Source organism: Dickeya oryzae (genome assembly GCF_009372235.1).
GTDB classification, from domain to species: Bacteria; Pseudomonadota; Gammaproteobacteria; order Enterobacterales; family Enterobacteriaceae; genus Dickeya; species Dickeya oryzae.
Genome location: NZ_ML762920.1, coordinates 919879 through 939920, shown reverse-complemented (window position 1 = coordinate 939920; position 20042 = coordinate 919879). Strand labels below are relative to the sequence as shown.

The 20042-nt window shown below is 48.4% G+C and carries 21 protein-coding genes; 17 read left to right on the top strand and 4 right to left on the bottom strand.

Annotated features, from left to right (window positions below; genetic code table 11):
• The first annotated feature begins 3 nt into the window (after window positions 1–3).
• The 3 genes from bamB to FAZ14_RS04135 all read left to right on the top strand — a co-directional run bounded on the left by bamB (window position 4) and on the right by FAZ14_RS04135 (window position 3166).
• Window positions 4–1185 carry an outer membrane protein assembly factor BamB gene (bamB, locus tag FAZ14_RS04145; RefSeq protein ID WP_153508081.1) on the top strand — a complete coding sequence of 394 codons (1182 nt, stop codon included), beginning with the start codon at window positions 4–6 and terminating at the stop codon, window positions 1183–1185.
• Between the two features lie 141 nt (window positions 1186–1326).
• The gene (gene der / locus FAZ14_RS04140; protein WP_153508080.1) at window positions 1327–2826 is read left to right on the top strand and encodes a ribosome biogenesis GTPase Der; all 1500 of its coding nucleotides are present in this window, start codon (window positions 1327–1329) and stop codon (window positions 2824–2826) included.
• Between the two features lie 82 nt (window positions 2827–2908).
• On the top strand, window positions 2909–3166 hold the full coding sequence (locus tag FAZ14_RS04135; RefSeq protein WP_153508079.1) for a zinc ribbon domain-containing protein: 258 nt from the start codon (window positions 2909–2911) through the stop codon (window positions 3164–3166).
• Between the two features lie 66 nt (window positions 3167–3232).
• On the opposite strand, the gene FAZ14_RS04130 is transcribed toward FAZ14_RS04135, so the two are convergent.
• The 3 genes from FAZ14_RS04130 to xseA form a co-directional block, all read right to left on the bottom strand.
• Window positions 3233–3604, bottom strand: coding sequence for a protealysin inhibitor emfourin (locus tag FAZ14_RS04130; RefSeq protein WP_153508078.1), 372 nt, complete (start codon window positions 3602–3604; stop codon window positions 3233–3235).
• Window positions 3585–4634, bottom strand: coding sequence for a M4 family metallopeptidase (locus FAZ14_RS04125; RefSeq protein WP_016941849.1), 1050 nt, complete (start codon window positions 4632–4634; stop codon window positions 3585–3587). The genes FAZ14_RS04130 and FAZ14_RS04125 overlap by 20 nt, the downstream gene beginning before the upstream one ends.
• 86 nt (window positions 4635–4720) lie before the next feature.
• Window positions 4721–6109, bottom strand: a complete 1389-nt coding sequence (gene xseA, locus FAZ14_RS04120) for an exodeoxyribonuclease VII large subunit (protein WP_029456399.1) — start codon at window positions 6107–6109, stop codon at window positions 4721–4723.
• Between the two features lie 172 nt (window positions 6110–6281).
• Between xseA and guaB the strand changes: the two genes are divergently transcribed.
• The 4 genes from guaB to FAZ14_RS04100 all read left to right on the top strand — a co-directional run bounded on the left by guaB (window position 6282) and on the right by FAZ14_RS04100 (window position 11659).
• Entirely contained in the window at window positions 6282–7745 is a 1464-nt protein-coding gene (guaB, locus tag FAZ14_RS04115) for an IMP dehydrogenase (protein WP_019845942.1), read from the top strand.
• Between the two features lie 86 nt (window positions 7746–7831).
• Window positions 7832–9409, top strand: a complete 1578-nt coding sequence (gene guaA, locus FAZ14_RS04110; protein ID WP_038905233.1) for a glutamine-hydrolyzing GMP synthase — start codon at window positions 7832–7834, stop codon at window positions 9407–9409.
• Window positions 9410–9715: 306 nt separating this feature from the next.
• A complete protein-coding gene (locus tag FAZ14_RS04105; RefSeq protein ID WP_089633363.1) occupies window positions 9716–10906 on the top strand; it encodes a tyrosine-type recombinase/integrase in 1191 nt (396 codons plus the stop codon).
• A gap of 123 nt (window positions 10907–11029) precedes the next feature.
• Complete coding sequence (locus tag FAZ14_RS04100) at window positions 11030–11659, top strand: hypothetical protein (protein ID WP_096220562.1); 630 nt, start codon at window positions 11030–11032, stop codon at window positions 11657–11659.
• Window positions 11660–12237: 578 nt separating this feature from the next.
• On the opposite strand, the gene FAZ14_RS04095 is transcribed toward FAZ14_RS04100, so the two are convergent.
• Window positions 12238–13302: a LuxR family transcriptional regulator gene (locus FAZ14_RS04095; protein WP_077271248.1), complete on the bottom strand. Its 1065-nt coding sequence runs from the start codon at window positions 13300–13302 to the stop codon at window positions 12238–12240.
• Here FAZ14_RS04095 and FAZ14_RS04090 point away from each other — a divergent pair.
• From FAZ14_RS04090 to FAZ14_RS20445, 10 genes are all read left to right on the top strand, one after another.
• Complete coding sequence (locus FAZ14_RS04090; protein WP_023308174.1) at window positions 13287–13517, top strand: helix-turn-helix transcriptional regulator; 231 nt, start codon at window positions 13287–13289, stop codon at window positions 13515–13517. The genes FAZ14_RS04095 and FAZ14_RS04090 overlap by 16 nt on opposite strands.
• A gap of 5 nt (window positions 13518–13522) precedes the next feature.
• A complete protein-coding gene (locus tag FAZ14_RS04085; protein WP_089633364.1) occupies window positions 13523–14380 on the top strand; it encodes a helicase RepA family protein in 858 nt (285 codons plus the stop codon).
• Window positions 14367–15128: an ABC transporter ATPase gene (locus FAZ14_RS04080; RefSeq protein WP_089633365.1), complete on the top strand. Its 762-nt coding sequence runs from the start codon at window positions 14367–14369 to the stop codon at window positions 15126–15128. Before FAZ14_RS04085 ends, FAZ14_RS04080 begins: the two co-directional genes overlap by 14 nt.
• 686 nt (window positions 15129–15814) lie before the next feature.
• Complete coding sequence (gene traJ, locus FAZ14_RS04075) at window positions 15815–16168, top strand: conjugal transfer transcriptional regulator TraJ (protein WP_001588179.1); 354 nt, start codon at window positions 15815–15817, stop codon at window positions 16166–16168.
• 80 nt (window positions 16169–16248) lie between these two features.
• A complete protein-coding gene (gene trbJ / locus FAZ14_RS04070) occupies window positions 16249–17043 on the top strand; it encodes a P-type conjugative transfer protein TrbJ (RefSeq protein WP_153508077.1) in 795 nt (264 codons plus the stop codon).
• Window positions 17044–17230: 187 nt separating this feature from the next.
• The gene (trbL, locus tag FAZ14_RS04065) at window positions 17231–18622 is read left to right on the top strand and encodes a P-type conjugative transfer protein TrbL (protein WP_153508076.1); all 1392 of its coding nucleotides are present in this window, start codon (window positions 17231–17233) and stop codon (window positions 18620–18622) included.
• 81 nt (window positions 18623–18703) lie between these two features.
• Complete coding sequence (locus tag FAZ14_RS04060; protein WP_153508075.1) at window positions 18704–19138, top strand: HigA family addiction module antitoxin; 435 nt, start codon at window positions 18704–18706, stop codon at window positions 19136–19138.
• Window positions 19139–19418: 280 nt separating this feature from the next.
• Window positions 19419–19718 carry a type II toxin-antitoxin system RelB/DinJ family antitoxin gene (locus FAZ14_RS04055; protein WP_153508074.1) on the top strand — a complete coding sequence of 100 codons (300 nt, stop codon included), beginning with the start codon at window positions 19419–19421 and terminating at the stop codon, window positions 19716–19718.
• Entirely contained in the window at window positions 19705–19878 is a 174-nt protein-coding gene (locus FAZ14_RS20370; protein ID WP_268906956.1) for a type II toxin-antitoxin system RelE/ParE family toxin, read from the top strand. The genes FAZ14_RS04055 and FAZ14_RS20370 overlap by 14 nt, the downstream gene beginning before the upstream one ends.
• Window positions 19879–19892: 14 nt before the next feature.
• Window positions 19893–20000, top strand: a complete 108-nt coding sequence (locus tag FAZ14_RS20445; protein WP_268904479.1) for a hypothetical protein — start codon at window positions 19893–19895, stop codon at window positions 19998–20000.
• Window positions 20001–20042 lie beyond the last annotated feature (42 nt).

The window sequence follows — 20042 nt, the reverse complement described above, 5'->3', positions numbered from 1 at the left end:
TTCATGCAACTGCGTAAAACACTTTTGGTCGGACTGGTCTCTATTACCCTGCTGAGCGGCTGTTCGCTGTTTGATCGCGAGGAGGACGTTGTCAAAATGTCTCCTCTGCCGCAGGTGACCAACCAGTTTACCCCCACCAAAGTCTGGAGTCGCTCCGTTGGGGACGGTACGGGGGAGTTCTACTCCAATCTGCATCCGACCTGGCAGGACAGCCGCGTCTATGCCGCCGATCGTCACGGTACGGTAAAAGCGTTGGATCTGAATAGCGGTGAAGAGAAATGGCGCGTCGATCTGGCGGAGAAAACCGGTCTGCTGTCCAGCAATCGTCCGGCATTGCTGTCAGGTGGCGTTTCCGTATCGGGTAACCATGTTTATGTCGGCAGCGAGCGGGCGCAGCTTTTTGCTCTGAATGCTGATGATGGCTCGTTGCAGTGGCAGACCAAAGTAGCGGGTGAAGTATTATCCAGCCCGGTGGTCAGTGATGGTGTGGTCATTATTCACACCAGTAACGGTATGCTGCAGGCGCTTAGCGAATCTGACGGTACTATCAAATGGACGGTAAACCTGGATATGCCGTCACTGTCGCTGCGTGGTGAATCTGCGCCGACAACCGCGTTTGGTGCCGCTATTGTCGGTGGTGACAATGGCCGCGTAAGCGCAGTCACGATTAATCAGGGTCAGTTGATCTGGCAGCAGCGCATCTCTCAACCTGGCGGCGCAACTGAAATCGCTCGTTTGAATGATGTCGACACCACCCCAGTTGTCGTGGGTAACGTCGTGTATGCGCTGGGATATAATGGCAACCTGACGGCACTGGATCTGCGTTCTGGACAGATTACCTGGAAGCGTGAAATTGGGTCGGTAAACGATTTTATTGTTGATGGCGATCGCATTTATCTGGTGGATCAGGATGATCGCATCATCGCGCTGAATACCAACGGTGGTGTGGTGCTCTGGCGGCAGAGCGATCTGTTACACCGCAATGTAACCGCACCGGCGCTGTATAACGGTTATCTGGTTGTTGGTGATGCCGAAGGCTATATGCACTGGGTGAATACCACTGACGGCCGTTTTGTGGTTCAGCAGAAAGTCGACGGCTCTGGTTTATTGAGTAAACCGGTAGTGGCCAGCGACAAACTGCTGGTGCAAGCCAAAGGTGGCGAGGTTTACGCGTTTACCCGTTAACCGCTGTGCAGGTTCGGGACGGATGGCGAGGCCATCGTCCCTGTAACGGCTCCTGATGCTGTCAGGGGCCGTTTCGTCTTTTATCTTCAGCAGCGTTTTCTGCTGTAACGAATTGAACTATAAGCAATAGAGGTTGTAACAATGATACCTGTCGTCGCGCTGGTCGGGCGCCCGAATGTGGGGAAATCCACGCTGTTTAATCGCTTGACGCGTACCCGTGACGCATTGGTGGCGGATTTCCCTGGGCTGACGCGTGACCGCAAGTATGGTCGTGCCGAGGTGGAAGGGAATGAGTTCATCATCATTGATACCGGTGGTATTGACGGTACTGAAGATGGTGTGGAAACGCGCATGGCCGAGCAGTCGCTGCTGGCGATAGAAGAAGCGGATATTGTGCTGTTTCTGGTGGATGCCCGCGACGGCCTGATGCCGGCGGATCACGCCATCGCTCAACACTTGCGCTCGCGTGAAAAAGACACGTTTCTGGTAGCTAACAAAGTTGACGGTATTGATATCGATACCGGCATTGCCGATTTCTATTCGCTTGGTCTGGGTGACGTCTACCCGATTGCCGCATCCCATGGCCGTGGCGTGACCTCATTGCTGGAAAAAGTGCTGTTGCCGTTTGCCACTGAGCCGCTTCAGGAAGCTCGTGAATTAACTGAAGAAGAAGCCAATGCGGCTTACTGGACGGAACAGCTTGGTGAAGGCGGTGATGATGGCATTGAGGGTGATGATGTCGATGGCGAGGCGCCAAATTTCGAAGGACTGCCGATTAAACTGGCCATCGTGGGGCGTCCAAATGTCGGTAAATCGACACTGACCAACCGTATTCTTGGGGAAGATCGGGTGGTGGTGTACGACATGCCTGGCACCACGCGAGACAGTATCTATATCCCGATGGAGCGTGATGGTCGCGACTATGTGTTGATCGATACTGCCGGGGTGCGCAAACGCGGCAAAATTACCGATACTGTAGAAAAGTTCTCGGTGATCAAGACATTGCAGGCAATTGAAGACGCTAACGTCGTATTGCTGGTGATCGATGCCCGTGAGGGGATTTCTGATCAAGACTTGTCGTTGTTGGGCTTTATCCTCAACTCGGGCCGCTCACTGGTTATTGTGGTGAATAAGTGGGATGGGTTGACGCAAGAGGTTAAGGATCAGGTAAAAGAAACCCTCGATCTGCGCCTTGGGTTTATCGATTTTGCCCGCATCCACTTCATTTCAGCATTACACGGCAGTGGCGTGGGTAACCTGTTCGAATCCGTTAATGAAGCCTATGAGTGCTCTACCCGACGGGTAGGGACGGCAATGTTGACCCGTATCATGCAGATGGCGGCTGACGATCACCAGCCACCATTAGTACGTGGCCGTCGCGTGAAGCTGAAATATGCGCATGCCGGGGGGTACAATCCGCCGATCGTGGTGATCCACGGTAATCAGGTCAAAGATTTACCGGATTCCTACAAGCGCTACTTGATGAATTACTACCGGCGCTCACTGGATGTGATGGGAACCCCCATCCGTATTCAGTTCAAGGAAGGGGAAAACCCGTTTGCCAACAAACGCAACACGTTGACGCCAAATCAGCTGCGTAAACGTAAACGCCTGATGCAGCATATCAAAAAAGGCAAATAAGCCGTGATAGCAGGGCCGAATTAATTCGCCGGGGCAGAAGCAATTCTGCCCCGTTTTTCATACGGGGAACGAGAGGGAGACGATGGACGCTTATTGTCCCGACTGTCAGCAACCGATGGTATGGCGTGCCAGCGATCGGCAGCATGACGCTCAACACAGCCGCAACGACCAGTACTATTGCGAGGCGTGCCAGCGTGATTTTCTTCGTCTGACGCGATGCCCGGAATGTGAACAGCCATTGCAGGTGCTACGTGCCTGTGGCGCAGAAAACTATCTGTGTGCCAACGGCCATGGCTTGATTTCGCGCTCCCGCGTGGTGGTATGTTACCAGCCGCTGTAGTTCTGTGTAGTTCTGTGTAGTTCTGTGTAGTGCTGTGTATTTCTGTATGGTGTGGTGCTGTAGCCGTCAGAGGGCTTGCTCTTCGTCGACCAGCCCATTACGCCACAGGGCTTCCAACTCGGACGAAGCGTGCTGTTCGGGGATCAGCAATACCCAGTCAGCCTGGTGGCTATCCTGTGTATTGCAGTAGTGAATATGGATTCGGTAGTAGAACTGATCACCACGACCAGGGGAACCAGGCTGACCTGGCTCCTGTGCCGCAGGCAGGGCGTCATGCAGCACGGCACGGATTCTTTCTTTTTGTGTTGCGGGTACTTCTGCCAACGAAAAGCGACGCGGGCCAGCCAGTCTCGGGATCCAGGCAAAACCGCCTTCGCGTGCCAGCTCAATAATCACATCGTCCGTTAAATCCGGCAGGTTATTCCTGTTCGTGCTCATTGATGATTCCCGTATCAATCCCAACCTGATGCCAGGCTCGCAGCACGGCGTCAGCAACCGCTTCATTGAAGCGCCGCTTCGCGTGCTCTACGGTAAATCTGGCAAAGATGGAGAAATCAGCATTCTGCGGTAGATCTTTGTCGCACACGGTGTCATACCAGATTTGACCGGCTTTTTCCCAGGAATAGCCTCCCAGCGCCATTGCGGCGAGGTAGAAGGCACGGCTGGGGATACCCGAATTCAGATGCACACCGCCGTTATCTTCACGGGTGTTGACGAAGTCACGCATATGGGCGGGTTGTGGGTCGGTACCCAGCAGCAAATCGTCATAGGCAGTGCCGGGGCGGGACAGCGAGCGTAGCCCTTTACCGTCAATACCTTCGGCAAGTAGCCCCTCGCCAATAATCCAGTCTGCCTGCTGTACTTTCTGGTTGCGGTAGTATTGTTTGACCATTGAGCCAAACACGTCGGCGAGCGATTCGTTGAGTGCACCTGACTGGCGGAAGTACAGTAAATTGCATTCGCTTTCTACCACACCGTGCGACAGCTCATGGGCGATAACATCCAGTGCGATGGTGAAACGATTGAAAACCTTACCGTCACCGTCGCCAAATACCATCTGTTGTCCATTCCAGAAGGCATTTTGGTAATCCTTGCCGTAGTGAACGCTGCCAGTCAGTGATAATCCTTTATTATCCAGTGAGTTGCGACCAAAAATTTTCCAGAAAAAGTCGTAGGTGATACCCAGATAATTGTAGGCTTCATCAGCAGCGACATCCCCATTTCCTGGTTGACCCTCTGCCCGAATCCGCTTGCCCGGTAATGCCTGCTGGTGCTCTGCATCGTAGATGTCGCGCTGTACCTGACCGGCGGGGCGCTCCTCGTGCTCATCAGGATGGACGACCGGAGCGACCATCAGAGATTGCACGTGCATCAGAGTGTGTTGCGCACAACGACGCTCTTCATCTGATCCATTATTAATGATGCGATGCAGAATGTAGGGCGGAATGATGCTACGGGCGGATTGCATACTTCATCTCCTTATGCCTGACAGTATGGTGCAACATATGATTAACACTGATCTACCACAATTACGACACGATAAGTATAGCCTAATCACTGAATATTTTTCGGCTGACGTTTTGCACGCGGTTTAGTAGATTCTTTTTTTATTTCAGTTACCTGACTCTCGACCCAGCCATCCTGTAACCGGGTTTTCAGTTTATCGCCTTTGGTGACCTGAACCGTTTGCTTCATGACCTTGCCATCCGAAGTGGTGGTGACACTGTAGCCACGGGCTAGCGTTGCCAGCGGGCTGACGGCTTCGAGATGGGAACAGGCTTCGCCAAACTGTTGTTTATACTGGCTAAGTTGCTTTTCCAGCGCATGATGCAGACGATAGCGCAGCTGCTGTATCTGCTGTTGGGCGCGATGCAATCGTGACTGTGGCTGGTGTTGCTGCAAACGCTGGGCGAGACGTTCCTGACGGCGCGTTTGCTGGCGCAGATGCAATTGGATCGCGTCATCCAGACGTTGGCGTAGCCGAATCAATTGGGTTTGCTGCCGTGCCAGACGGAGTTGTGGATGTTGCTGATGTAACCGATGTTGTAACCGGACAAATTGCTGCTGGCGCTGTGCCAGATAATAATCCATCGCCATTTCCAGCCGTTGGCGCTGGGCGCGAATTTGCCTCAGCAGCTCCAACTGGTTACGGCTGACCAGTTCTGCGGCTGCCGAAGGCGTCGGTGCTCGCAGGTCCGCCACGAAGTCGGCAATAGTCACATCGGTTTCGTGGCCGACCGCACTGACAACCGGAATTCGGCTGGCGAAGATGGCCCGTGCCACTCGCTCGTCGTTGAAACTCCACAGGTCTTCCAGTGAGCCGCCGCCGCGACCGACAATCAGTACATCACACTCTCCGCGCAGGTTAGCCAGCTCAATTGCCCGCACAATCTGACCCGGTGCATCCACACCTTGTACCGCTGTCGGATAGATAACGACCGGTAGCGACGGGTCACGGCGCTGTAGAATGTGCAAAATGTCATGCAATGCCGCACCGCTGGCAGACGTAATCACGCCAACCTGACGGGCGGGTTTGGGAAGTGGTTGTTTGTAGTGTTGGTCAAATAGCCCTTCGGCCGACAAACGCTGTTTCAGCTGTTCGAACTGTTGTTGCAGCAACCCATCGCCAGCCGGGTGCATGCTTTCCGCCAGCAACTGGTAGTCGCCACGCGGTTCATATAGTGTGATGGTGGCGCGAATCAGCACCTGTTGTCCGTTTTGCGGCCGAAAGGTCACCCGGCGGTTGCTGGTGCGAAACATGGCGCATCGCACCTGAGCGCGCTCATCTTTGAGCGTGAAATACCAATGTCCTGAGGAGGGTTGGGAAAAATTGGAAATTTCTCCGGACAGCCAAACCTGGCCCATCTCACCTTCCAGCAACTGTTTTACTGTCTGATTAAGGCGGCTGACGGTAAATATGGCAGATGACGGCAATGAAGACATTGTGACCCGGATCAAATAATAAAACAGAGAGTTAATCTACCAATACTACCGGTCAATGGGTCGTTCGCAAGCGTTTTTATAAAAAAATGCTGGAGGCAATCGATTTCGGCCTGTATAATGCCGCGGCAATATTTTATCTAATTCCCATCCTCAATCCCGGTGAGATATTGCCATGCTACGAATCGCTAAAGAAGCACTGACCTTCGATGATGTTCTCCTCGTTCCTGCCCATTCCACCGTTCTGCCCAACACGGCTGATCTAAGCACACAACTGACTCAACGTATCCGTTTGAACATTCCTATGCTGTCTGCCGCTATGGACACCGTGACCGAATCTGGTCTGGCAATTGCGCTGGCACAAGAAGGCGGCATTGGTTTCATCCATAAGAACATGTCCATTGAGCGTCAGGCGGAAGAAGTGAGCCGCGTAAAACGCCATGAAAGTGGTGTGGTGGTTGACCCGCAGACGGTAACGCCAGAAACGACACTGCGTGAAGTCAAAGCGCTCACCGAACGTAACGGTTTTGCCGGTTATCCGGTGGTCACGACCGGTAATGAGCTGGTCGGCATCATCACGGGTCGCGACGTTCGCTTCGTTACCGATCTGGACCGCCCGGTCAGCGCGGTAATGACCCCGAAAGAACGTCTGGTGACGGTCAAAGAAGGCGAAGCGCGCGACGTCGTGCTGCAAAAAATGCACGAGCGTCGTATCGAAAAAGCGCTGGTGGTGGATGCGCAGTTCCGTCTGGTTGGGATGATCACAGTAAAAGATTTCCAGAAAGCGGAACGTAAACCGAACGCGTGTAAAGATGAGCACGGCCGTTTGCGTGTTGGTGCGGCAGTCGGTGCGGGTGCGGGTAACGAAGAGCGTATTGACGCGTTGGTTGCCGCTGGCGTGGACGTCTTGCTGATTGACTCCTCACACGGTCATTCTGAAGGGGTGTTGCAGCGTATTCGTGAAACCCGTGCCAAATACCCGGATTTGCAGATCATCGGTGGTAACGTCGCGACGGGTGCTGGTGCGCGTGCGCTGGCCGAAGCCGGTGTCAGTGCCGTGAAAGTCGGGATTGGCCCTGGCTCTATTTGTACTACCCGTATCGTAACCGGTGTGGGCGTACCGCAGATTACGGCGATTGCCGATGCAGTCGACGCACTGGAAGGCACCGGGATTCCGGTGATTGCTGACGGTGGTATCCGTTTCTCTGGCGATATCGCCAAAGCGATCGCCGCAGGTGCCGCCTGTGTGATGGTCGGTTCCATGCTGGCGGGTACGGAAGAATCGCCGGGTGAAATCGAACTGTATCAGGGCCGTGCGTTCAAATCTTACCGCGGCATGGGCTCGCTGGGTGCGATGTCTAAAGGTTCGTCCGACCGTTACTTCCAGTCTGACAATGCAGCTGACAAGCTGGTACCGGAAGGTATCGAAGGTCGTGTGGCTTATAAAGGCCGCCTGAAAGAGATCGTGCATCAGCAGATGGGCGGTTTGCGCTCCTGCATGGGTCTGACCGGTTGTGCGACCATTGATGCGCTGCGTACCAAAGCTGAATTTGTGCGTATCAGCGGTGCCGGTATTCAGGAAAGCCATGTCCACGATGTGACCATTACCAAAGAGTCGCCGAACTATCGTATGGGCTAAGCGCTTACCGGCTGATTTACTGTTACGAACCCGGTAAACTTACCGGGTTCAATTTTTCTTTCGCTCCGTAGTGGAATACGCCTCTCATGACAGAAAACATTCATCAACATCGCATTCTTATTCTGGATTTCGGCTCGCAATACACGCAACTGGTGGCACGTCGCGTACGTGAACTGGGCGTATACTGCGAACTGTGGGCATGGGATGTCACCGAAGCGCAAATTCGCGAGTTCAACCCGAATGGCATCATCCTTTCCGGCGGCCCGGAAAGTACCACCGAGTTTAATAGCCCGCGTGCGCCGGAGTATGTTTTCCAGGCTGGTGTACCGGTACTGGGCGTCTGTTATGGCATGCAGACCATGGCGATGCAGTTGGGCGGCAAAGTAGAAGGCTCCAGCGAGCGTGAGTTTGGTTATGCTCAGGTTGAAGTCAAATCCAACAGTGCGTTGGTTCGCGACATTCAGGATGCTGTCAGCGCCAGCGGTGCGCCCTTGTTAGACGTATGGATGAGCCACGGCGATAAAGTGACCGCTATTCCGGCGGATTTTGTTACTGTTGCCAGTACCGATACCTGCCCGTATGCCATCATGGCGAACGAAGAAAAACGCTTCTATGGCGTGCAGTTCCACCCGGAAGTGACCCACACCCGTCAAGGCCAGCGCATGCTGGAGCGTTTTGTCCGTGATATTTGCCAGTGTGAAGCGCTGTGGACACCGGCCAAAATCATCGACGACGCCGTTGAGCGTATCCGTCAGCAGGTTGGTGGAGATAAGGTGATTCTTGGCCTGTCCGGTGGGGTTGACTCGTCGGTGACGGCGTTGCTGCTGCACCGTGCGATTGGTGAACGCCTGACCTGTGTGTTTGTGGACAACGGTCTGTTGCGTTTGAACGAAGCCGAGCAGGTGATGGAAATGTTTGGCGACCAGTTCGGCTTGAACATCGTGCATGTTCCGGCGGAAGAGCGTTTCTTATCAGCTCTGGCGGGTATTGATGACCCGGAAGCCAAGCGTAAAACCATCGGTCGTGTCTTCGTTGACGTGTTCGATGAAGAAGCCGGTAAGCTGACCGATGTGAAATGGCTGGCGCAAGGCACTATCTATCCGGACGTGATCGAATCCGCCGCTTCCGCTACCGGCAAAGCGCATGTGATTAAATCGCACCATAACGTCGGTGGTTTGCCGGATGATATGGCGCTGGGTCTGGTTGAGCCGCTCAAAGAGCTGTTCAAAGACGAAGTACGCAAGATTGGTCTGGAATTGGGCCTGCCGTATAACATGCTGTACCGTCATCCGTTCCCGGGGCCGGGCCTTGGCGTGCGTGTGCTGGGTGAAGTGAAGAAAGAGTATTGCGACCTGTTGCGTCGCGCCGATGCCATCTTCATCGAAGAACTGCACAAAGCAGAACTGTACGACAAAGTCAGCCAAGCGTTCACGGTGTTCCTGCCGGTACGCTCCGTTGGTGTCATGGGTGACGGTCGCAAATACGACTGGGTTGTTTCGCTGCGTGCAGTCGAAACTATCGACTTCATGACTGCGCACTGGGCGCACCTGCCGTATGAATTCCTCGGCCGCGTTTCCAACCGTATTATCAACGAAGTCGACGGTATCTCCCGCGTGGTATACGACGTTTCTGGTAAGCCGCCAGCAACGATTGAGTGGGAATGATTTAACGTCTGGCAACAGCCTGCACGTAAAAGCAGTAAAGTACCTCTAAGCTCGCGTAACTGCGGGCTTTTTTGTTTTTGTATCTGGCACTTTCTGGCAGCTGTTAGCAACGGGAAGCACGGTTTTTTCAATGGAATTTTTGATGGTACTCTCTGGTTTCGAATTCAGGTTTGAAAAAGTACCATGTGATAAATTTCGGTTGAGTTATGGTATTTATTTTTTATAACTCAATTAAAAACAGAGAGTTAAACAACTTTTCTGAATTTTTTACAACATGGTATTTTTGATAAAGGAAAACAATAAAACATGTTGACTGACACCAGGCTGCGTCACCTTAAGCCGAAGGAGAAACTCTATAAAGTTAATGACCGTGATGGTCTGTATGTTGCGGTCACTCCGGCTGGAACTATTTCATTTCGTTATAACTATTCAATAAACGGAAGACAGGAGACCGTTACTTTTGGCCGCTATGGTGTTGGAGGGATCACGCTTGCAGAAGCGCGTGAACGGCTCAATGAAGCTAAAAAAATGGTTGCCAGTGGAAGATCGCCAGCGAGGGAAAAAGCTAGAGATAAAGCGCGTATCAAAGATGCGGAGACTTTTGGTGCATGGGCTGAGAAATGGTTACGCGGTTATCAAATGGCTGAATCGACGCGTGATATGCGGCGTTCGGTATATCAAAGGGAGTTGAAGTCAAAATTTGCGCAGCAGAAATTGACCGAGATTACACATGAAGACTTACGCGCATTAACCGATAACATTGTCGAGAGAGGGGCACCGGCGACAGCTGTGCACGCCAGAGAGATTGTATTGCAAGTCTATCGCTGGGCTATTGAGCGCGGTCAGAAGGTTGAGAATCCCGCTGATCTGGTACGGCCTGCAAGCATAGCGAAATTTGAGCCTCGTGACAGGGCATTGACGCCAGTTGAAATTGGTCTGATGTATCGGTACATGGAACGGGTAGGAACGACGCCATCAATCAGAGCAGCGGTTAAACTTTTGCTGTTAACGATGGTACGTAAAAGTGAGCTTACTAACGCAACCTGGAACGAGATCAATTTTAGTGAGGCATTATGGACGATACCAAAGGAGAGGATGAAACGACGTAATCCACATTTGGTTTTTCTTTCCAGACAGGCAATGGATATTATGATTGCTCTCAAAACCTTTGCCGGTAGCTCTGATTTTATCCTTCCTTCGCGGTACGATTCCGATGCGCCAATGAGTAGCGCTACTTTAAACCGGGTTTTGACACTGACGTATCGTCTGGCTCAGAAAGAAGGGGAGTTGTTACCTAAGTTTGGTCCCCATGACTTACGGCGTACTGCCAGCACCTTGCTACATGAGGCCGGGTACAATACTGACTGGATTGAGAAGTGCCTTGCCCATGAACAAAAGGGGGTACGAGCTGTTTATAACAAGGCTGAATATCGTGAGCAGAGGGCCGAGATGCTACAAGATTGGGCGAATATGATTGATGAATGGACTAGTAAGTAGTTAATAATCAGTAATTTAAGTGGATATACTTCTTGTATCTACGCCAGGAGAGCAATTTTAGCCGCTAAAATTTACTGAATCTTTACTGGTTTTATCTGGATTGCATAAATAGGAAAAATAAAAGTGCCTGAGTTGTCTGTAATTATACAATGGATGAATCAATACCCTAAGACCGGCTGGCTATTGCTGTGTATCTATATTGCACTCGGTGTAGTTCGTCACAGAGTAATTAATGCTGAATCTGGAAGTGTATTTCGTGGACTACTCAATCTTAGGAAGCGCCGGCTAGAGCAAATGCTGACACAGCCATATTTGAATAAAAATGCGGTCCGTCTGGCAAAGCGTGAGCTTCGTCAGCGCAGCCTTTATCGGCTCACAGGCTTGTATAATTATCGGCTGCAGGATTTGGCTGTAATAATGTGTGATCGTTATGGGGTGCGGGCTGGTTATCTCAAGCCGTGGCGTAACTGGCTTGAAGAACGGGATGGACGGATTGTGTTCAACAGGAAATGGCATTGTTTTCGCTGGCGTCTTTTTCTGGTAGGTCAGATTGTAAACACAGTTCTACTAATATTATTCATTATGTATATAGTTTCTCATTCTTCGGCCGAAATGATCGCACCGCTTATGTTACTCTTCATGCTTGTATGGTGGTTTCCTTGGCTAATGATCACCTCGGTACCTACCCCTAGGTGGACTCGCGAAATGGAAGTCTATCTTGAGAAATTTAACGCTGAACAGACCATGGTTTAAACTGTTCTTTGTTACCATGCATTCAGAGTGAATTGTCAGAGTTTTGGAAGATTCCATCCTACGAGTAATACTCACAAGGTAATTCACATAATCAATAGGTTAAATCATAAGCTTCTTGACCCTACATGAGAAGACGAATTTTAGCTGCTAAAAGTTTAGGCATATTTGGACTAAAATGCCACCGACATGATTCTAATAATTAAGCCAGTACCTAATGAGCCAAGAGAAGACAACTGTAAACGCCCCTTGGCTTAGACTTGCTTTCAGGAAAGCGAATGCTTTTTATGGTCAGGGACAAGTAAGGGGATGAGCCATTGCATAACCATAAAACCAATTCGTTCTATGTCATTACAGATCGGCTTCAGTGATTTACTGGTGAGGTAGTATCACTGTGATCCGTTTTGCATAACGCTTACAGCTGCGCTACAAACAATAAACTATAATACTGTATTTTCAAAATCATCAATTTGAAGCAGGGTAATCGCGAAAAACCACTCGTAAGTGGCTGGTTATAATTCAATAAAGTGGATGATATTAAGACTTAAACTTCCACCATAATAGCTCGTGGATATACTATTTTAAATATAAAATTCTTTCCTCACAGACGCTAAGGCCTTGGACACAGCCTGCTTTGTCATAGTTGTGTAGTGATTTTTTTCTAAAACCTGTGCGGTTTCAAACTGGTTAAAACCTTGGTGTTTTAATATGATTATTTTTTTCTTAGTATCAGTGAATTTGGAGTCAACCATTCGTCTGGCAATATTCCTAAGTTTATCTAGATCTGCTGGGGTTAAAGTTTGGCCCTGCATCCACTCATGAAAATAGGTATCAATCAATATATCCCCTGTGTTTGCGTTAGCTTTATGCGGTTTAGCGCATTGCCGTCTAAGCCTTATTAATTCTTTATTGAACTGTTCGAGAGACCGCTTTCCTTGTCTGTATTTTGGATTCCATAGACCATTGGTGAGTTTGGGCCTATGGTCAGAACAATATCGATGACTAAGGACCTGTTTTTCATGAACGGGGAACTCATTATCGTTAGCAACAAATTCTGATATCTCACTGATCAACTTGGAAAATTCGGTTAGATTACCGCAGAACTCGCAATAACCGAGCTTACGCTGTGAATTTATAGTTACTCCTTTTGCAGGAGAGGATTTCTTCGGCCGCTTGGATGCGCACTCACTGACTAATTCAATAAGAGACTCAATCGTAGCGGTAAAGCATTTATCAAGAGAAGTTTGTTGATCTAAAGTCAGAACGAAATTACGCAAAAGAAGTCTTTGTGCCTGTACTACGACGTTTAAGCCCACTTTTTTAAGTACATCACTAAATCCTAGATTTACTCCAGAAATGTAGTCTTTATGACTTGGTGGCAGGGAATTTACATAAGCAGCTACTGCTGGATCAATAACTTCTTGTATGAGACGCAGTATTGGATACCTCCGTGAAAATATGGAGTACGGATAACTACGCTCTACAAATAATTTAATTGCAGCTGCAACTGTGAGGTCACAGCCTTCCCAGATAGTAATTTTCATGTCAACCATTTTAGCCAATGAATAGGTTTTAGCAAGTGGTAATGCTTGGCATTGTATAGGCCTGATTGGAAACAGGAGGAAGGCAGATGCAAACAAAGGCACATAGCACGCTCATTAACAGAAAAACACTTCTGGAAATGATCCCATTGTCAGCCCGCACTATTTATAACCTTGAACAGCGAGGCGAGTTTCCTCGCCGTATAGCACTTACTAGCCGAAATGTTGCATGGCAGTTATCCGAAGTAGAACAGTGGATTGCGGATCGTAAATCAGCAATGTTTAAAGCGGCCAGACCCGGTGTTGTTTTAGGTAGGTAACAGCAATGTCATTGAACATAATGGAAGCATTTGAAGCTAAGCCACAACCAATTGACTACGTCTTGCCTAATTTGGCTATTGGTACTATCGGAGCGATTGTTTCTCCGGGAGGCGCTGGAAAGTCAATGCTGGCATTACAATTGGCTGTGCAGATTACTTGTGGTGTAGATCTTTTAAACTTTGGTGAATATCCGACTGGGTTGGTGGCATATTTACCTGTGGAGGACTCTGAAACCATCGTTCACCATCGTTTATATGCTTTGGGAAAATATCTAACAGCACGTCAGCAGCAGATTGTAGCTGATAAGCTACTGGTCGAACCTTTGGTAGGGAAGTGTCCAAATATTTTCTTGCCGGATTGGAGCAACTTGATCAATGAAGTTTCAAAAGGTAGACGTTTAATAATTTTGGATACTCTTCGCCGTTTCCACCAGGAGGATGAGAATAATAGCGCAGCAATGTCCAAAGTCATTGGAAAGCTAGAAGGTATTGCTGCTGATACTGGATGTTCGATTATATTTCTACACCATTCAAACAAAGGCGCTGCCACGATGGGGGTTGGTGATATACAGCAGGCAAGCAGGGGTAGTAGCGTCCTGGTTGATAATATACGGTGGCAATCTTATCTGGCGGGCATGACCGCCTTGGAAGCGAAGACGTATGGTATTTCTGATGATGTTCGAGGTCAATTTGTTAGATTTGGAATAAATAAAGCAAATTATGGAGAACGTGCGCCAGATCGTTGGTTACAGAGACATGAGGGGGGAGTATTAAGGGTAACGCAACTCAAATCGAAGAATAAAAAACAAATAGCAAAAGAATGTATGTCTTCATGGAGTGGTGCAGAAAATGATAACTGGTAATAAAGTTACACCTACTAGTACAGCTCTGCAGGCTAGAGTCATTCTGTACCAACCAAGTCAACGTCCCTTGGCGCTGAAGGGACAGTGGATGGAGACTAGTTTTGGTCGTTGTCGAGTTACCGGAAGACTAGGACAACGTCATGCGGATATTGTCGAAACAATGCTCTATGTGGCCGAGAAACGTCGAGAAATTTCTGATGGAGGAATCGAATTATTAGTAGATCCAGCGAAAGTACGCCGAACTCTATCCGATGCACAATACAGTTATGATCGAATTAAAAAACTACTTGTTGATCTACGAGTGGCAACTGTTGAAATAGTAACACCAGATTTAGAAAAACACGGTTATTCCATTCTAGGCGGTTTAATTGACCATGTCGTGCCCTCACCAATGACTAGGCGTAATCCTCTAACTGGTGGTGAACGTAACCTGTGGAGAGTGCGCTTAGGTGTTGCATTAGTAATGTTGTTGAAGCGAGATTTGCATTTTCATCATGATCCAGGCCCCATTGCTCGTCTTCAGCATGGTATTAGCCAAGCAGTTGCACGTCATATATTAACACATAAGCACGATCCTAAAGGCGGCTGGCATATTGATACATTAATTTTAGCTGTCAGTGGTGAAGGTACTAATAATATGACATTACGTAACTATCGGCGGAGATTAAAAGAAGATAGCAAACAATTTCTAGCGATTGGCATTGAGATACAAAATTCTAGGATAAAACGAGCTACAACGGCCCGGTAGCGTGTCGTTACGGCCCGGCGATGTGCTGTAACGGCCCGCCAGTGTGCTACAGAGGCCTGATTTTTTAACTCCTTTGCAGGTTATTCAGGATCAATCAGTATATTCAGGCTTTGAAATCACCTGCCTGAGCAGGCGCTTTCAAATCTAGAATCGGCCAAAGGCCGATGGTTGTACGCCAGAAGAAGAGATTACTTACACGTTTGGTATATTGACACTTGAGGTAGATTTTATGACATATGAGGTACGCCCCTAGCTTTAGGCATAGGAAGGCAGATTTTAGCCGCTAAAATCTGCAATGCACATGCTCTGACAAGGAAGTAAAAAAGTACATCAGAAAATAAAAGACTTCTTACAATATATCGAAACATAAATACAGTTGGTGGACGTCCATTTATAACTACTAAAGGTCATTTTCAAAAGGGAGAAGTATAGTTTCCTTGCAAAAAACACATTTGCTGCAGAAATTTACTCGAGTAATCCTATATTAATACGCTAAGAAAACACATCCTATACACTGAAATACACATTGTCGTGCACAGATATACAACGGCAACTGCAGGGCAGGACATGTAAAGTAGGCCCACCGTTACGGTGTTCCAACTTTACCACTCCCTATTCGCCGCATCGCGGCTCAAGGGCGTCCTGCTCTGCGAGGCTGCCAGGCTACCGCCTGTATGGAGAGCTATATGAAAGTTACTCAGACTAGAAAAAATAGTACGCCAATAAAAGTTTATTGTTTACCCGAAGAAAAAATTCTCATCCAAGAAAATGCAGAAGCATCTGGATTAAGTGTTGCCTGTTTTGTTCGTAGAGTTGCAATGGGTTATCAGGTTGATTCTATCGTAGATATAAAACAGGTTAATGAACTTAGCCGAGTAAATGCTGATCTTGGAAGACTTGGCGGATTACTTAAATTATGGCTCGCAAATGATCCTCGAACAGTTGATTTTTCACCCACACTGATAAGAACCTTGCTTGCGAAAATAGAATCAACTCGGCAAGAACTAAGGAACATTATGGATAAAATCTTGGATAAATAATGTGTGGTTTCCTATATACCTGTGTCTGTTAACAGACAGAGTGTTAAATATTACTAATCTGTTGAAAAAGAGGTGAACAAATGAATTTAAAGTTCCGAGTGGTTTCATCACAAAGAAGGATTTTAGCCGCTAAAAAAGCTTTAATAGTTCCTTTCGTGGCGTCCGTCATGGCATTACCGGTGAAGGCCGGAATTCCCGTTATTGATGGCACTAATGTGGTTCAGACCACAATCAGCGCAGTTAACAACGTTCAGGCTGTGACTAAACAAATCCAGCAGTACCAGACGCAGCTGCAGCAGTATGAAAACATGCTGCAGAACACCGTAGCTCCTGCGGCCTATATCTGGGACCAGGCAAATTCAACAATTAATAAATTGTTGCAGGTGCAGGATACCCTTAATTACTACAAGAATCAGGCCGGGAGTCTCGATGCGTACCTGAAACGATATCAGGATGTTAACTACTACAGGTCATCACCTTGCTTTAACAGCAATGTTGAATGTACCTCGTCTGAAATTAGCGCATTGCGTGAAGCTGAACAGAACAGTTCAGGGGCACGTAAAAAGGCCAATGACGCGCTATTTAAGGTAATTGACGAACAGCAGAACACCCTGCAGAGCGATGCTGATAACCTTGCAGATTTGCAAACTCAGGCAACCGGCTCACAAGGGCAAATGGAAGCTATTCAGGCCGCTACCCAGCTTGCCAGTGCGCAGACAAACCAGTTACTGCAAATCCGCTCGCTTCTGGTAGCTCAACAAAACGCTGCGGCAACACTGGCACAGGCTCAGGCCGATAAAGAAGCCCAACAAATAGCTGCTGATGAGAAAGTATTAGCTGGACAGAACACACCAAGCCCGAAGCGAATTTGGTGAGGAACAACTGAATGAAAAATAAAATTATGATGGTTTTTATTCTAATCATTTCAATGATTATATGTTCTTGCGAAAAAAACGATAACGTTTGCTCATCGACGCCAGATAATAAATTTGATGCACATAGATCCGATAAGTGTGCATTGCGTAGTAATAACAATCCAAGCCCTAAACGAGAATGGTAATCATGAAAATAGTAAGTAAGCTCACCTTTTTAGGTATTATCCTTTTCTTTTCTATAAATGCCTATGCTGGTCAATTAGATAGTAGCGGGCTACTTGATATTTTATTAGATAAGTTTCAACAAGTAGCCAGTACATGGACAACAGTAATTGCTGACTATGCAAATTGGCTCTTCTGGGGGCTGGTATTAATAAGTATGGTTTGGACATTTGGTATGATGGCGATGCAAGGGGAAGGGTTGACAGGCGTACTTGCTGAAATAGTTCGCTTTTTTGCCGTCGTTGGTTTTTTTTATTATCTTTTAATCAACGGCCCATCCATATCGCAATCCATAATTAATTCAATGAGACAACTTGCAGCAAACGCGTTAGGAATAAGTACTGGTATTTCTCCATCAAGCATAGTTGATATGGCGTTTGCGATATTAACAAAGGTCAGTTCAGCCGCATCAATTTGGTCGCCAATGATATCCACCATTATGATAACGGTCGCGATAATCGTTTTGGTAGTGATGTCCCTTATAGCGATAAATATGCTAATCATGTTGGTTTCTGCATGGGTGTTATGTTATGCAGGAGTTATATTGCTTGGATTTGGTGGTTCGAAATGGACCTCTGATATAGCAATTAATTACTTACGAACTGTTTTATCGATTGGCATTCAATTATTCACGATGACATTAATTATTGGGATTGGACAATCATTTTTAGATCAATATTTTTCTCTTATTAAAGATGATGTTCCTGATCTAAATAGTCTTATTGTTTTGCTTTTGGCGTCAATTATCCTATTAGTATTAACGAATAAGCTACCACTGTTGTTATCAGGTGTTGTAGGAGGGGGATCTTTACAAGGGATTGGTGGATTTGGGGCGGGTATGATTACCGGCGCTGCCGCTACTGCCATCAGCGGTGCTGGATCAATGGCAATGGGGGCATCAGCTCAACTCAGCGGCGGAGCCTCTGCATTAAAGGCAGCGTTCGAGTCTGCGCAAGCTGCCATGGCCGAAGAATCTGGTTCAGGTGGTGGAGGCAGTTCCGGTGGAGGATTTGGCGGCGGGGAAGATACCGGTTCTGTAGATACTTCCGGAGGCCAACCCTCAGGCAGTTCCGGTGGTTCGTCAGCAGGGAGCAGTTCAGGTAGCGCCAGAGGAGGAAGTCAGGGGTTTGCTTCATTCTCACGAGCTGGCCGCATGGCAAGCCATATGGGAAGCAGCATGGCCAACGGAGCTGCTGAGTACCAGAAAATGAAGCGAAGTAGCAATTCTTCTCGTGTCCAACAAACTATTGGAGGGGAGTTGGCGACTCAGATACGTAAGCAGACAGCTACTCATCGGGATAACCGCGAACATGATGATTTTGCCGGAGATAGCTTATCCGGCAATAATAATTCTTGAATCAAGCGCATCAGTTTACGGGGGGCGCGAGCTGACGCTTCCACTGAGCGAACTTTACTTCTGCAACTCAAAGGAAAAACTATGTCCAGGACTTCCGATTCACGGTTACGCAATGAGGGCTTTCGTAAAGCAGAGGCTTCCCTGAGACTTGAAGGAATGGACCCCAGTGGTACGCCACTGTACGAGTCCATTAAGACACGTATTATTTCAGGTGAACTGACGTATGAGCAGGGGCGTTCAGAGATTCTTGCATACTACACAAAAGCAGATACTGACGGGCCTGTGACAGTGGGAGAGATGCTGGTAGAGGAATTTTTAAAACCGCTGAACATGTCTCATGATGAACTGGCGGAAGCTATGGGTATCTGCAAGCAGTATATTGACGATATTATCTGCGGTTTGCGTCGTCTTACGGATGATGAGGCTCGCGTTCTTGCTGTCATATTTGGTACTGATGAGGATTTTTGGAGCAATCTGCAGATGTTGCAAGATCGGAAGGAACGACGGCAGAAATAATAACTCATATGCCATGATATCTGTACCCCCTCAAGTGTCATGAAAGTAGTCCTTCAAGGCATAGCAACATGAAACACCTTCGATTATCAGATAACGTTCTTATCGTTGATTTTCATGACTTATAATAGTGTGCTTTTATTGTCTGGCGAGTGAATCAACCATTCTGTAAGTATCCTAGCCAGACTAGATTGTTTAATATTAATACCGAGTGATTGGCTAATCTTGACTGTGTCTCGAATGAGATACATAATCAAGGAGGTCTGACACGAGGAGAAATACGATGGCTGCTCAAACATCCATGCTACACATCCGTGTAGACGACAAGCTGAAGGCCGATGCGACCGAAAAGCTCGCTAACGTTGGTCTATCCGTCTCGGATGCCGTGCGAATTTTCCTGACTCGCGTCACCAAAGAAGGCGGTTTGCCTGCGGGACTGACAACTGACCCGGAAGCCCATGACAAATGGTTCCGCGCCAAGGTGTTTGAGGCTTTGACGGACAGCCAGCCAGGAGTGCCACATCAGCAGGTAATGGACGAGGCGCAAGCCCTGATCGACAGAAAGCGCCGTGCCCGAGCTTGAATGGTCACAATCGGCCCGAGCTGACCTATTGGTAATCGTCGATTATATCTCAGACGACAATCCTGACGCCGCTCAATGGCTGAAAGATGATATAGAGGCCAAGGCAGCTAAGCTTCCTGAACATCCGAAGCTCTATAGCTCTATCGAGGGGGCCGGATAGAGGGCTCGCGGGAAATGGTCGTTCGGGCAAACTACATTGTTGTTTACAAGGAAGACTCTTTTGCCGTGCGTATCCTGCGTGTGCTGCACGCAGCGCAACAGTGGCCGCCAGTTCAGGAGTAATAGGCATGACCATTAAGGTCAGGCGCGGGGGTTACCGTCTTT